Origin of the sequence: Staphylococcus sp. HMSC62A08 (assembly GCF_001839105.1) — a bacterium.
Taxonomy (GTDB): domain Bacteria; phylum Bacillota; class Bacilli; order Staphylococcales; family Staphylococcaceae; genus Staphylococcus; species Staphylococcus caprae.
On record NZ_KV840039.1, the window covers coordinates 743,002 to 757,785 of the forward strand.

12 protein-coding genes and 1 pseudogene are annotated in these 14,784 nt (G+C 33.7%); 1 reads left to right on the forward strand and 12 read right to left on the reverse strand.

Annotated features, from left to right (window positions below; all coding sequences use genetic code 11):
* The 11 genes and pseudogenes from HMPREF3264_RS09525 to fakB1 form a co-directional block, all read right to left on the reverse strand.
* Positions 1 to 910 (reverse strand): DEAD/DEAH box helicase family protein (locus tag HMPREF3264_RS09525; RefSeq protein ID WP_176746833.1); only part of this gene is annotated, 910 nt, incomplete at its 3' end.
* A 289-nt stretch (positions 911 to 1,199) separates the two neighbouring features.
* The gene (locus tag HMPREF3264_RS09530) at positions 1,200 to 1,436 is read right to left on the reverse strand and encodes a CsbA family protein (RefSeq protein ID WP_070873182.1); all 237 of its coding nucleotides are present in this window, start codon (positions 1,434 to 1,436) and stop codon (positions 1,200 to 1,202) included.
* Positions 1,437 to 1,441: 5 nt separating this feature from the next.
* Entirely contained in the window at positions 1,442 to 2,083 is a 642-nt protein-coding gene (locus HMPREF3264_RS09535; protein WP_037541189.1) for a YfbR-like 5'-deoxynucleotidase, read from the reverse strand.
* 394 nt (positions 2,084 to 2,477) lie between these two features.
* Positions 2,478 to 3,125 (reverse strand): annotated as a pseudogene (locus HMPREF3264_RS09540) (CHAP domain-containing protein); the annotation flags it as partial.
* Positions 3,126 to 3,604: 479 nt separating this feature from the next.
* Positions 3,605 to 4,721, reverse strand: a protein-coding gene (gene prfB / locus HMPREF3264_RS09545) for a peptide chain release factor 2 (protein WP_103212275.1) whose coding sequence is annotated in 2 segments (ribosomal slippage) — positions 3,605 to 4,648 and positions 4,650 to 4,721 — 1,116 coding nt in all. Because the reading frame shifts where the segments join, the coding sequence is not laid out codon by codon here.
* A gap of 379 nt (positions 4,722 to 5,100) precedes the next feature.
* Positions 5,101 to 7,635, reverse strand: coding sequence for a preprotein translocase subunit SecA (gene secA, locus HMPREF3264_RS09550; protein WP_002441528.1), 2,535 nt, complete (start codon positions 7,633 to 7,635; stop codon positions 5,101 to 5,103).
* A 623-nt stretch (positions 7,636 to 8,258) separates the two neighbouring features.
* Complete coding sequence (locus HMPREF3264_RS09555) at positions 8,259 to 9,062, reverse strand: peptidoglycan recognition protein family protein (protein ID WP_070873184.1); 804 nt, start codon at positions 9,060 to 9,062, stop codon at positions 8,259 to 8,261.
* Between the two features lie 331 nt (positions 9,063 to 9,393).
* On the reverse strand, positions 9,394 to 9,969 hold the full coding sequence (gene hpf, locus HMPREF3264_RS09560; RefSeq protein WP_002441524.1) for a ribosome hibernation-promoting factor, HPF/YfiA family: 576 nt from the start codon (positions 9,967 to 9,969) through the stop codon (positions 9,394 to 9,396).
* A 61-nt stretch (positions 9,970 to 10,030) separates the two neighbouring features.
* Positions 10,031 to 10,711, reverse strand: a complete 681-nt coding sequence (locus HMPREF3264_RS09565; RefSeq protein ID WP_070873185.1) for a ComF family protein — start codon at positions 10,709 to 10,711, stop codon at positions 10,031 to 10,033.
* Positions 10,704 to 11,960: a DEAD/DEAH box helicase family protein gene (locus HMPREF3264_RS09570; RefSeq protein WP_176746834.1), complete on the reverse strand. Its 1,257-nt coding sequence runs from the start codon at positions 11,958 to 11,960 to the stop codon at positions 10,704 to 10,706. Before HMPREF3264_RS09570 ends, HMPREF3264_RS09565 begins: the two co-directional genes overlap by 8 nt.
* Before the next feature lie 149 nt (positions 11,961 to 12,109).
* The gene (fakB1, locus tag HMPREF3264_RS09575) at positions 12,110 to 12,976 is read right to left on the reverse strand and encodes a fatty acid kinase binding subunit FakB1 (RefSeq protein WP_002441519.1); all 867 of its coding nucleotides are present in this window, start codon (positions 12,974 to 12,976) and stop codon (positions 12,110 to 12,112) included.
* A gap of 144 nt (positions 12,977 to 13,120) precedes the next feature.
* Here fakB1 and HMPREF3264_RS09580 point away from each other — a divergent pair, with 144 nt between their 5' ends.
* Positions 13,121 to 13,762: a YigZ family protein gene (locus HMPREF3264_RS09580; protein ID WP_070873186.1), complete on the forward strand. Its 642-nt coding sequence runs from the start codon at positions 13,121 to 13,123 to the stop codon at positions 13,760 to 13,762.
* 80 nt (positions 13,763 to 13,842) lie between these two features.
* Here the strand turns inward: HMPREF3264_RS09580 and HMPREF3264_RS09585 are convergent.
* On the reverse strand, positions 13,843 to 14,784 hold a 942-nt coding region (locus HMPREF3264_RS09585; RefSeq protein WP_070873187.1), incomplete at its 5' end, for an MraY family glycosyltransferase.

Below are 14,784 nucleotides of genomic sequence, written 5' to 3' on the forward strand. Positions count from 1 at the left end.
AGCCCATTTCTCTCATCATTTCTAAGTCATAATTCGTACGTTGTTCAAGTCTTTGAGCTTCCAATAATTTATTTTCATCACGTAATTCTTTTAATCGTTCTTCTAATTCTTTTTCAATACGTTCAATTGCTACTTTCATTTTTTCTTCTCGAGTTACGAAGTGAGAAGCTGGGAAAATTGCAAAATGTTCACGTTCGCGAATGACTTCTCCTGTTAAGTAATTAACTTCTCTAATTCGGTCAACTTCATCACCGAAGAATTCAACACGAATACACATTTCTTCTCTAGATGCAGGGAATATTTCAACAACATCTCCTCGCACTCTAAACGTACCACGTTGGAAATCAATGTCATTCCGTGTATATTGGACATCGACTAACTTTCTTAAAAGTTCACTACGGTCCATTTCCATTCCTACGCGCACACTTACGACTAAGTCTTTATATTCTTCTGGATTACCTAAGCCGTAAATACAACTTACGCTGGCAATAATAATGACGTCATCACGCTCAAATAACGCACTTGTAGCGGAGTGACGTAATTGGTCAATTTCATCGTTAATTGAGGCGTCTTTTTCGATGAAAGTGTCAGTTGATGGTACATATGCTTCTGGTTGATAATAGTCATAATAACTGACGAAATATTCTACTCTATTTTCAGGGAAGAACTCTTTAAACTCACTGTAAAGTTGTCCAGCTAATGTTTTGTTATGTGCAATGATTAATGTAGGTTTACCAACTTCTTTGATCACGTTGCTCATGGTGAATGTTTTACCAGTCCCTGTAGCCCCTAATAACGTTTGATGGCGTTTCCCCTCATTTATTCCATCAACAATCTTTTGTATCGCTTGTGGTTGATCCCCTTGTGGTTCGAATTCAGAATTCAACTTAAATGGAACGTGTTCGACCATTCTGACATACGCCTCCTATATATTTATCGCTCATATTTAGTTTAACATGCATGTTTATGAACTGAATTTTCACGTTTTATTTATGTTCTATTTTAACAAATTTATATCTTCTAAAGCAAACATTTGTTCGCTTGTCATTAATTATTTCAAAATAAAAACAAACATAGCGATGCACCATGCTTGTTTAAAAAAGTTATTCAATTTAAGCCTTTAATGTGTAAATATACTATAAAACATTCTTCTTAAACCTTCAAAAGATATGTTTAGTTATTTTACGATTCATATTATCCTAACGAGAATCTTCTTGATTCTTATGAAACTTTAATTTATCTATAATCAAATAGCCTGCCAATAGACTTATGACATCTATAAAAATAATCCATTCATTATGGAAAAACCCTTTATAGATAGATGTTCCTATTAATATAAGTGTTAATAGTGTGCCAATCCATTTACTTCTCGTTACAACGCTAAATAGCACGACTAAAATACAAGGAAAAAAGGCGGCACATGCATACCAAATCATTATCGTCACCCATTTCTTCTATTTAAAATTGTCATAGTAGTTTCACGCAATTCAGTTCTAGGAATAAAGTTTTCAGTTAACATCTCGGGGATGACGTTATCTATAAAGTCCTTAACTGAATGAAGGTGGTCAAATTGAATGATTGTTTCTAAACTCATTTCATAAATTTCGAAAAATAAAGGCTCTGGATTACGTTTTTGAATTTCTCCAAATGTTTCATATAATAAATCAATCTTATCTGCTACTGAAAGTATTTGTCCTTCTAAGGAATCATCTTTACCTTCTTGGAGACGTTCTCGGTAAACGTTTTGATATTGTTCAGGAATTTCTTCTTTGATAAAAGTATCAACCATTTCTTCCTCGACTTGAGAGAACAATTTCTTCAGTTCTCTACTCGCATATTTAACGGGCGTCTTGATGTCTCCTGTAAAAACTTCTGCAAAATCGTGATTCAGCGCTTTTTCATACAGACTTTTCCAGTTGATTTCATTGCCATGATATTCTTCAACCGTTGCTAAATACTGTGCAATTTTAGTTACTTTGAAGGAGTGAGCCGCCACATTATGCTCAAAGTATTTAAATTTTCCTGGCAATCTTATTAATTTTTCTAAATCTGAAAGTCTTTTAAAGTATTGATGTACGCCCATATCACGATACCTCCTCATACACGAACTTAGTTTAATTTTTATAGTTATCGCTTATTGACAAATTTAATTAATAAAGCAGATATTTTACTTATAGTTATTATATCAATCAATCTCATTATTGAAAGTAAATTCATATTTTATAGATTTATTTTCAACAAAAAAGAAGCCAAGATAATGATCTTAGCTTCCTTTAACATATTGATAGTAGATGACTGAATTGAAAGTTCACTGATATCAAGCTTCTTTCAATCCTAATCATCCTTGTTGGCAAAGCCCCAACATAGTGAACTTCTTTTTTAAGAAATACTGCAAACAATGCAAGTTGGGTGCGGGAGACCGAAATTAATTTTACTAAATTATATTTTTGTCCCACTTCTTAATTTCAAATGATGGATTAGTGAATATAACTATATGAACCAGGGTTATAGATTGTTCTATATGATTTAACGTTGACTCCACCGTTCCAGTTCATTTCTGAAACAGTTAATGTACCGTTAGGATTTACTGACTCAACTACACCTACGTGACCATATGCACCAGCACCATTTTGTCCTGGTCCACTTTGGAAGATTGCACCGACTTCAGGTGTGTTATTAACATTGAAACCAGCTTGGCTTGCAGATGCTGCCCAGTTGCTAGCATTTCCCCATAAACTACCAATTGGTTTACCTAATTCAGCACGACGATTAAATGCATAGTAAGTACATTGCCCATCAGTATAGAGGTTACCTGCATTAGAGATACCTTTTAAGCCATCATATGATGTTTGTGAAACATTAATTGGTGTTTCATAATTTTCATATGTTACGCCTGATTCATCTGTTGCTGTAGATTCAAAAGATGCTTGAGAAACTGGTGTTTCATTACTTTCTGTAGAAGTCACATGATATTGAGCAGTTGCTGCATTTTCAGAAACTACGATTTTATCTCCAGGGAAAATAAGTGGTTGAATACCTGGGTTTAATGCATATAATTGATCTAAAGTAATACCGTGGTCTAAAGCAATATTATATAAGCAATCTCCTGCTTTTACGATATAAGTACCTAAGTTAGATTGATTCGTTGAAACAACGTCTGGTGAATTTACGTCTTGTTGAGACGCCTCTGTTTCTTGAGCGTTAGCTGCAGTGTTGATTGCAAAAAAAGCTGCAATCGAACTAAAAGTTACAGTTAGCGATTTTTTCATCTAGTTGTCATTCCTTTGCTAGTTTGTTCTAAATTTACAAGTCTTAATATAGCACAATGCCTTTTTGAAAAGTGTATTGTTATAGCGATGTAATATAACAGTTAAAAAGTAAATTTCATCATGTTACCTACATAATTGTGGCTAACTATTACTATCATAAAGGTGTAAAGGGTTACTTTTGAGAATAAACAAAACGCTCTAGTAACATTATAAGTTGCATACTACATATTATTATTTAAAATTAAATATCTCTAACTATCCACTCGAACATGTTCCTGACAAGAAAAACCTCATTTACTAGCAATAAATAACTAATAAATGAGGTGATATTTAAATTATGAATCTTGATTATCCATTTCTTTTCTTAAATATGCTTCAATAAATGGCTCGATTTCGCCATCCATTACAGCATCAACCTTACCTGTTTCTTCATTTGTGCGGTGATCTTTAACCATTGAATATGGATGGAACACGTATGATCGAATCTGACTGCCCCAACCTATTTCTTTTTGTTCACCACGAATTTCAGCCATCTCACGTTCTTGTTCTTCCAACTTAAGTTGATATAACTTCGATTTCAACATCTTCATTGCGGCTTCACGGTTCTTAATTTGGGACCGTTCATTTTGGTTATTAACGACGATACCAGTTGGATGGTGCGTAATTCTAATCGCAGACTCTGTTTTATTAATATGTTGACCGCCTGCACCCGAAGCTCTAAATGTATCTACTGTAATATCATCCGGATTAATTTCTATTTCAATTTCATCATTATCAAAATCAGGAATTACATCACAAGATGCAAAAGATGTATGACGTCTACCTGAAGAATCGAATGGAGAAATTCTTACTAATCGATGAACACCCTTTTCAGCTTTCAAATAGCCATATGCATTGTGACCTTTAATTAACAGTGTCACACTCTTTACTCCAGCTTCATCTCCTGGAAGGTAATCAACTGTTTCAACTTTAAAGCCTTTTTGTTCACCATATCTCTGATACATTCTTAATAACATGCTCGCCCAATCTTGAGATTCTGTACCGCCAGCACCAGGGTGAAGTTCAAGAATCGCATTATTCGCATCATGCGGTCCATCAAGTAATAATTGCAACTCATATTGATCCATTTTCTCTTTAAATTGGATAACTTCTTCTTCAAGTTCTGCTTTCATATCTTCATCATATTCTTCTTGAAGCAATTCTCTTGTCGCACTCATATCTTCAACTTCATTGGCTAAATCATGATAACCATTGACGATAGATTTCAATGCATTATTTTTATCGATAATATCTTGTGCTTTATTTTGATCATCCCAGAACCCTGGATCTGCCATCATTTCTTCATATTCTTGAATATTTGTCTCTTTATTTTCTAAGTCAAAGAGACCCCCTAATTTGGTTAAGGTTATTCTGATATTCATCAATATTACGTTTAATTTCTGATAATTCCATTGATTTTCTCTCCTATTAATACAATCTTTAGCAGTTTTATACACGTATCATTTACATCATACATGAAATTCATATTTTTGAAAATTAAGGCAACAACTTTAATATATGCAATCACATTGTAAAAACAACAATAATAAATGAAGAGTGAAAGAAGAATCATTGAGCAAAATAAATTTACTTGTCTCCCACCACCTTGTCTTATTGGCAAAATTTCTTAAAAAATTCTCTGTGTAAGAGCCTCACCATCAAGGATGTCTAGAGGTTGAAAGAAGTTTGATATAGGCACACTTTCAATTTAGACATCTACTACATATATTAAAGAAGGCTAAGACAATAAATGATGTCCCAGCCTCCCTACTATATATAACTTATTTTTCAATTATGCTTGACCATGGCAATTTTTATATTTTTTACCACTGCCACATGGGCAAGGATCATTACGTCCTACTTGATCACCTTTGACAATAGGTTGAGGTTTTACTTTTTCTTTACCATCTTCTGCTGTGACGTGCTTAGCTTCACCTAAGTCTTTCGTTTTCTCACGTTCAATATCATCTTCGAATTGAACAACAGATTTCAAGATATATTTACATGTATCTTCTTCGATATTTTGCATCATCATATCAAATAATTCATGACCTTCATTTTGATAATCACGAAGTGGGTTTTGTTGTGCATATGAACGTAAGTGTATACCTTGACGCAACTGATCCATCGTATCGATATGGTCAGTCCAGTGACTATCGATTGAGCGTAATAATATCATACGTTCAAATTCATTCATTTGATCGCCTAAAGTTTCTTTCTGTTTGGCATAGGCTTTTTCTATTTTAGCCCAAACCACTTCAAAGATATCTTCAGAATCTTTACCTTTGAGTTCAGAATCCGTTAGCTCGCCTTCTTGTAAAAAGACATCATTCACATAGTTAATGAATGGAGCATAATCCGGATTATCGTCATCTTCGTGAATATGATAATTAATCGCACGTTGTAATGTTGAACGAAGCATAGCATCGACAACTTGTGAACTATTCTCACTGTCGATAATTTCGTTACGTTCATTATAGATAATTTCACGTTGTTTACGTAAGACTTCGTCATATTCAAGGATACGTTTACGCGCATCGAAGTTGTTACCTTCAACACGTTTTTGAGCTGATTCAACCGCTCTTGAAACCATTCTAGATTCAATTGGCGTAGAATCATCCATACCTAAACGATTCATCATTTTTTGAAGACGTTCAGAGCCGAAACGTACCATTAATTCGTCTTGTAATGAGAGGTAGAATCGACTGTCACCTCTATCACCTTGACGTCCAGAACGACCACGTAATTGGTCATCGATACGACGTGATTCGTGTCGCTCAGTACCTATAACTGCAAGGCCGCCTAATTCTTCTACGCCATCGCCAAGTTTGATATCAGTACCACGACCTGCCATGTTTGTTGCAATTGTAACAGCGCCTTTTTGACCTGCATTAGCAACAATTTCCGCTTCACGTTCGTGGTTTTTCGCGTTTAATACATCATGTCTGATACCACGTTTTTTAAGTAAATTAGAAATATATTCTGACGTTTCAACTGCAACTGTACCAAGTAAAACAGGTTGTCCTTTTTTGTGTTTATCGACAACATCTTCTACAACTGCATCAAATTTACCTTTTTGACTGATATAAATAAGGTCTGATTTATCCACACGTTGAACAGGTTTATTAGTAGGAATTTGAGTAACTGTCATATTGTAGATATTACGGAACTCTTCTTCTTCCGTTTTAGCTGTACCCGTCATACCTGCTAATTTGTTATACATTCTGAAATAGTTTTGGAACGTAATAGATGCCATTGTCTTAGATTCATTTTGAATAGTTACGCCTTCTTTAGCTTCGATAGCTTGGTGTAATCCTTCAGAGAAACGACGACCCGGCATCGTACGACCTGTAAATTGGTCAACGATTAATACTTCGCCATCAACAACCATGTAATCGACATCACGTTGTAACGTCACATGCGCACGTAAAGCCGTATTAATATGGCTAATGACTTCAACATTTTGAACGTCGTATAAATTGTCTACTTTGAACATACGTTCAGCTTTGTCAGCGCCTTGTTCAGTTAAATGAACTGCTTTTGTTTTTTCATCAAAATTATAATCATCTTCTGCTTTAAGCATTTTAGCGAAAACATTCGCTTGCGTGTATAAAGAAGTAGACTTTTCAGCTTCTCCTGAAATAATCAGAGGTGTTCTTGCTTCGTCGATTAAAATGGAGTCAACCTCATCAATGATTGCAAAATGTAATGGACGCATGACTCTTTCTTCAGCATAGTTCACCATGTTATCTCTTAAATAATCGAAACCAAGTTCGTTATTTGTACTGTAGGTAATATCTTGAGCGTAAGCTTCACGTTTCTCTTCAGTAGATTTACTATTTAAGTTAAGTCCTACAGATAAACCTAAGAAATTGTATAGTTCAGCCATTTCTTCACTTTGAAAACTTGCCAAATATTCATTGACAGTAATGACATGAACGCCACGTCCAGCTAACGCATTTAAATACGTAGGCATTGTAGCTGTTAATGTTTTACCTTCCCCTGTTCTCATTTCAGCAATATCGCCTTTATGAATCGCGATACCACCCATGACCTGTACTTTATACGGAATCATATTGAATACACGTTTTGATCCTTCACGCACAAGTGCATATGCTTCTGGTAAAATCTTATCTAAATAATCATTTTGTTTTTTAACATCTTCAATTTCTGATAATTCTTTTTGGAACGCTTTCGTTTTTTCACGAATTTCTTCATCAGTTAATAAAGCAGTATCTTCCTCTAATGCGAGTACTTTGTCTGCTAATTTTCCTAAGCGTTTCGTTTCTTTTTTATTGCCGTCAACAATTTTCGATAAAAATCCCATTACATGCGTCGCTCCTTTAGCTAAAACTGTTTGGCTTACAACAACTTATCTTATCATTTATCCCATTAAAATTATACTTATATACTCATACAATTGGTAATTTGAAAGCTATACTTTATCAATTTTCTTCCTCTGAAAATGAAACTCTCATTTACTATTAGAAAGTTAAATTAAAACTCTTCCTAATTATACTTTCAATTCAATTTATTTAAATTGACAACATGTTTATTTTAACACGGTTGAAACAATTTTTTCTTGTCATAAATAAATAATTTTCGAATATATTATAAAACATGATATTTGAGTAACAAAAATTGAAATTACCTCTATTTAAAACATCTAGTCACAATAGCACAGTGTCATCTCTAGTGTCCATTAATTATATTTAAGTCATTAAATAAGGAGGCTACACTGATAAAGCGTTTCATAATTCAAATCGATATCTATAAATGTTGATTTGAGCTAACCACAATCAATTATTTTAATATCTATTTCACATAAAATAACCCCCTCCTAAGTTTCCATTTATACAATGTCTACTTCAGAAGGGAGCATATGAAATTTAGATTCAATTTGTATTCTTAATACGTGTTCAAATTCTTCTGGAAATTCTCTCTTTGAATTTATCCTGGGATATTGTCGTAGTGATATTTTACGAGTTCGAATAATTGATGCATATCATAACCCCATCTTGCATAATACTCTATTGGGTCAACATGGTCTGTACCACCCCAATATTGAGAAACTGCGTTATGACTAATGATAGAGCCTATGCCTTCATTGTCATCTGCAAGTGTTGGTTTAATACCATTTTGTTTTAACATGTACGCAGCAAGCCACGCTTGATTATTTACAGATTTAGCAAAGTCTTCAAATGTATACTGACGTACAAGTTCTATTTGATAGAAGTACGGATTAGCTTTTGCGCCCGCACCCCATACATAGTATTCAGAAGGCGCAGTAATATGAATTTCATTATTATCTACAAATGCATGTACAAATGCTCTATCGAATGTTCTATACATTTGATCTACCCAGTCTTGCAATGAACGATGGTCTTCACCTACTTCATGAATCACAATACCAATATACGATTTAAATTTATATGGGTTTTTAGGGAGGTTATTCATTCGTGGATCTTTCACAATCTTTGAATGTTGGAGATGATTTTCAATTATGTACCTATTTACCTCTGAATCTTTAGGGAGAGATGGGTCATCTGGATTACTAGTTAAATTCTTTTCATTAACCTTTTTTAAAGCGTTAGCTTGAGTACTCGATTGAGAGCTAGTAGGTTTTTGTCCATTTGCTGAAAATTCTGATTTTTCATGAGATAAACCTTTGGCATTGGTATCAGGGGCGTAAAAAAGCGACAGTGACATTAAAGCGATAGATGCTGTTGAAACTAAGGAAAAAGCTTTTAACATAAGTGACACTCCTTTCAAATTATATTTAAACTTTTAAAAAAGAATATAAAATATTTATATTAATAATATCTATTAAAAGCTGTCAAAAGTCAAGTGTTTTATTTCTTTAAAAGTGAAATATTTATGTCCTTTTGACATTCGCTAATTCGATACCTCTATACTTATTGAAATATTGCAATTAAAGTTTGTATTCTCGTAATAATGGAATGAATCGTTATAAGTTATCTATAAAATATAAAAAAGAGAGGTTTCTATTCGATTAAATAGAAACCTCTCTCATCAAACTAACTGTAGACGAGCTACAGAATTATATATCAATTTCAAATTATAATTATTCAGTTGTTTCAATCAATCCATATTTACCATCTTTACGACGATAAACAATACTTGTACCATCTGTTTCTCTATCCGTAAAGATAAAGAAATCATGTCCTAATAAGTTCATTTGTAATACTGCCTCTTCAGAGTCCATAGGTTTTAAACTAAATTGTTTTGAACGGATAATTTCAATATCGCTGTCATTATCAGGTTCTTCGGCACCACTGACTTCTTCGGGTGTAGCTTCTTGTACTTCAGCTACAAAGACTTCTTGATCTCCACGATCTCTATGTTTACGATTTACACGTGTTTTATATTTACGTACTTGACGTTCTAATTTGTTTGTAATTAAATCAATGCCAGCGTATAAATCATCGTGTCTTTCTTCAGCTCTTAATGTAACGTCTTTTAATGGAATAGTGACTTCAATTTTAGTAGCTGAGTTAGAATAAGTTTTAACTTTAACGTGTGCGACTGCATTAGGCACATTGTTAAAATAACGCTCCAACTTACCAATTTTTTCCTCAATATAGTTGCGAATAGCATCTGTGATAGTGAGGTTATCTCCATGAATTTCAAATCTAATCATAGTCATCTCTCCTTTAACCTCGAATATTGGTAATCCTTAACTATATTTTATCACGTTTAGCCTATCGTGCAAACGCAAACACTTTGAATTTTCTGACATTTAATGCTGATAATTTACACCCTGCATGATGTATTGTTAACCCTGTAGTATAAATATCATCAATAAGTAAAATTACTTTATCGCTTAAATCCATCTTTTCATCTTTGATATAAAAAGGATTCATCGCTTTCGCTCGTTCTAATTTACCTAATTTAGATTGTTTTGGTCGTAGTTTTGTTCCTAAAATATTCACATATTTAACTCCCATATTATCAAGAACAGTTGCTACTGGATTAAATGTACGTTCTACATCTCTCCCATAAGGAGAAGGAATAGGCACGATCATATCATAGTCTGTTCGAGGTAATTTTAATTTTTGTGCCAACACTTTTGAAAGTTCATAATCCCTCATAAATTTATATTGATGTATTGTTTCTTTCATTATTCCTTGATATTTATAGTCACAATATAATTGTTCCATTAAGCGGAAATCATTTTCCAAAAACTGACAATCTAAACAAACCTGTGTATCAGTCGTCTTCAAGTTAAGACATCGGGCGCATCTCTCTTCATCATCATTGAGTAATTTAATTGCTGCCCACTTTTTTTCGCATTCCTCACAAAATTGTCGAGGTGGTTTAAAAAAATTATAAATATGTAGCACGTCATGAATTGGATTCATACATTGTAAACATCTAGACATCTAACCACCCTTTTTCTATTCCTAAACGATTCATCGCTACAATATCTCTTTTAGCCAAAATCATAGATAGACTGACCCCTTCATGAAGAAATAAAACAAGGCCTTGAGGTGCTTCTATTTTACGTCCAACTCGTCCAGCAATTTGTATTAATGCAGCTTTTTCAAAAGTTTCAGCATTCATAACTATGACGTCTAACTTCGCCATAGTAAAACCTCTTTCTAGTATAGTCGTAGTAAATACGATTAAATGTTCTCCGCGTCGTAATGCTTCTACCTTTTCAAACCTGTGCGCATCCTCACTAGAAACACATATTAAATTAGGTATCAATGTTCGATATTTAAGATAGGTCTGGTGCATCGTTTCAATATGATTAAAAAATACTAACGTATACCGTTGTTGATCCATTTGTTTCTGAAAAATATTTAATAATTGCGGTTGCACACGTGATTGATTTAATTTGAAATATTTAAATTGAGGTACTGGAAGCGGATGTCTATGGAAACGAGCAGGAAGTTTAATTACTTGGTTCGAAGACATTTGTTGTAGTAAATGACTTGGAGGCGTAGCCGTCATGTAAATGTGAGAATGAATAGATTTGGAAGCAGTTTGAATAGCAATGGTGAGTTGGGGATCCATCGATAAAGGAAAGGCGTCGACCTCATCGATGAAAATAGTATCGAAATGTTGTTTAAACCTAAATAATTGATGAACAGTCGAGATCACAAAGTGACCATTATATTCTTGAGAACGTTTCTGATGAAGAATATCAATCTCTTCATTTTTGAAAGCATCTTTGATTCGTTGACTAATTTCAATGACCACATCGACTCTAGGTGAAAGTATAGCTATATTATGACCAAGCTGACGTGCTAAACGTATGCCTTCAAACATCATTTCTGTCTTACCTGCGCCTGTAACCGCATATAATAAGAGATTCTTTGAATGTTTGATTGCATTAACAATTGATTTCGATGCATATTGTTGTTGTTCTGACAATGCAAAGGGAATCTCATACGCACCATCCGTGATGTTCTGAACACTCTTTGTAATTCGATATTCTGTGACACTATCTATCCTTCCTAATTGAAGACACCGTCTGCAGTAAATCATTTCTTCTTTTAAATATGAAGAATAATAAGTGGAAAAGTAATCATAATCTTCATTACTGCACTGAATACAATAATGATGTCCATCTTTATCGATAATCCCTTTTGTATGGTAAGCAATCTTCTCACCATTTAACTGCACAGTAGGAAAAATAAGTTTACCGTAATGTTTGATTTCATATCACTTCTTTCACAAAAAAAGCCTGAAACAACTTTAAAAATTAAGATTTCACTAAACTTTCGTCGTAAAAACTTAATCTTTATTCATGTCTCAGACTTTATTTCAAAATATTAATTAATTTCAATTTTTCTAGGGAAGTAACCTACACCTAAACCACCAGAACCTAAATGAGAAGCAACTACTGGACCGAATTCAGAATACTGAACATTCACATGAGGATGATCATCTTTAAGTTGTTGCAAGAATGCCTTTCCTTCTTCAGTTTTATCGCCATTAATCACGAATACTGTAACTTCATCTAAACCTTCTATTAATTCAAAGATGTTATTTTCTAACGATTTAAGGGCACGTTTTTTAGTACGCACTTTTTCATGTGGATGAATTTTACCATCTTCTTCAAAGCGAAGTACAGGTTTCATTTTTAATAAAGTGCCGACCCATGCTTGTGCACCAGTAATACGGCCACTTTTTTGTAAGTTTTTCAAATCATCAACAATAAGATATGCACCAATGTGTTCTCTGATTTCATGTAATTCTTTAATAATTTCCTCAGCTGTATACCCTTTTTCTACTAATTGTAGTGAGTAAATCACAAAGCTACCTTCAATCATTGCCGCTAATCTTGAATCGAAAGTATGTACGTTGATACCTTCAATCATCTCACCTGCTTGTGTTGCAGATTGATAGCTGCCACTAATACCACTAGATAAATTTATCACAATAACATCAGTGTATCCTTCGTTTTTTAGTTTCTCGTAATTTTCTAACCATTCACCTATTGCTGGTTGGCTAGTAGTTGGAATTGTCTTAGATGAAGCCATTTTCTTATAAAATTCGTCAATTGAGAAATCATCGTTCTCTGTAAATGTTTGTCCGTCATCAAATGTCACACTTAACGGGGCAATCGGTATATTATATTTATCAATGATTTCTTGTGGTAAATAACCTGTTGAATCGGCCATTACTGCAATCTTCATACTAGTCCTCCTCAATTATACTCATAGTCATAATACAATATTTTTTTGAAAAAGAAAATCTTATTTAAATGATTTAGACACACGAAAGTTATGTGTATAATAATATTAGTGAAAATTGAACGGAATTGCAGGTGACAAAGACAAATGGCGAAACCATTGATTACAATTAAAGAAGCGCATTCGATTGAAAATGTCATTAATAAATCTCGATTTATTGCGTATATCAAACCAGTCCATTCTGAAGATGAAGCAAAATCATTTATTAACGAAATTAAATCTAAACATAAAGATGCCACACACAATTGTTCAGCCTATACAGTTGGTCCCGAAATGAATATCCAGAAAGCTAACGATGATGGCGAACCCAGTGGTACAGCAGGTATACCTATGCTTGAAATATTAAAAAAGCTTGATGTTCACGATGTATGTGTAGTCGTTACACGTTATTTTGGCGGGATTAAATTAGGTGGTGGCGGACTCATTCGTACCTATAGCGGTGCAGTAAGAGATGTGATTTACGATGCCGGAAGAGTGGAATTAAAAGAAGCGGTTCCAGTAACCGTAACACTTAGTTATGATCAAACTGGAAAATTTGAATATGAACTTGCCTCAACACCATATATACTAAGAAATCAATTTTATACCGATAAAGTAAGTTATCAAATTGATGTCGTAAAGGAAGATTACGAAGCATTTATTAACTTTTTAAACCGAATCACAGCAGGTAATTACGATATTGAAAAAGAAGATATTAAACTTCTTCCTTTTGATATTGCTACAACATAATGAAATAAAGTATTAACCTAAAAAAACACTATTGCGAATGAGGTGTTCTACTCAACTTTCCTCACACGCGATAGTGTTTCTTATGATTTAGGAGGCTGTTGCTCATCATATCGATGTTGCTTACGGTCTCCTTTTCTAGTGATTAAATTTAAAACTGGACGATAATTATCATCAATCAAACCTGTGAACTCTACAATCAATTCTATTGTGAAAATAATCAAGATAAACATCATGAGTGCACCGAGTGGTTGTGATAAGTAAAGAATCACACTCGAAAGACTAAACATAATTGCAATGGAATATATAAGTAACACTGTTTGTCTATGTGTATATCCAAGTGCTAGTAACTTATGATGTAAATGTGATTTATCAGCTTGCATAATATGCTGACCCTTTTTCATTCGACGAATCATTGCAAAAAGCGTATCGATGAATGGTACAGCGAGGATTACAATAGGGAAGAATAACGCAATAAACGTAATATTCTTAAAACCAAGTAAAGATAAGAAGCCAATAATAAAACCAATCATGAGCGCGCCGCTGTCACCTAAGAAAATCTTAGCTGGGTGGAAATTATAAAATAAAAACCCTAGTAGTGAGCCTAGAAGCACACAACATATCATGATGATAAAGATATTAGCTTGTAAAATTGCAATAAATCCTATGGTCATTAAACCTATTGCTGAAACACCAGATGCCAAACCATCTAATCCATCGATTAAATTAATCGCATTCGTAATCGCCACAATCCAAATAATAGTAATCGGTATGCTAAAAATACCAAAATGAATTGTAGGTCCCATTGGTAATGAGATAAAATCTATCGTAATACCATAAAATGTTACGACTCCTGCCGCAACAATTTGACCTGCAAGTTTAATGTACGGTTTCAAATCATATATGTCATCGATAAGCCCTACAAGATACATAATAATAGCACCTAATATGAGCGGTTTAACCTCTCTTTCAATAGGATGACCTAACCAAATGCCTATTAAAAAGGAGAATAGTATGACAGTTCC

Coding starts and splice junctions, on each gene's coding strand:
- HMPREF3264_RS09530 (WP_070873182.1), bottom strand. CDS start 1,436: ATGATTTGGTATGCATGTGCCGCCTTTTTTCCTTGTATTTTAGTCGTG.
- HMPREF3264_RS09535 (WP_037541189.1), bottom strand. CDS start 2,083: ATGGGCGTACATCAATACTTTAAAAGACTTTCAGATTTAGAAAAATTA.
- secA (WP_002441528.1), bottom strand. CDS start 7,635: ATGGGATTTTTATCGAAAATTGTTGACGGCAATAAAAAAGAAACGAAA.
- HMPREF3264_RS09555 (WP_070873184.1), bottom strand. CDS start 9,062: ATGTTAAAAGCTTTTTCCTTAGTTTCAACAGCATCTATCGCTTTAATG.
- hpf (WP_002441524.1), bottom strand. CDS start 9,969: ATGATTAGATTTGAAATTCATGGAGATAACCTCACTATCACAGATGCT.
- HMPREF3264_RS09565 (WP_070873185.1), bottom strand. CDS start 10,711: ATGTCTAGATGTTTACAATGTATGAATCCAATTCATGACGTGCTACAT.
- fakB1 (WP_002441519.1), bottom strand. CDS start 12,976: ATGAAGATTGCAGTAATGGCCGATTCAACAGGTTATTTACCACAAGAA.
- HMPREF3264_RS09580 (WP_070873186.1), top strand. CDS start 13,121: ATGGCGAAACCATTGATTACAATTAAAGAAGCGCATTCGATTGAAAAT.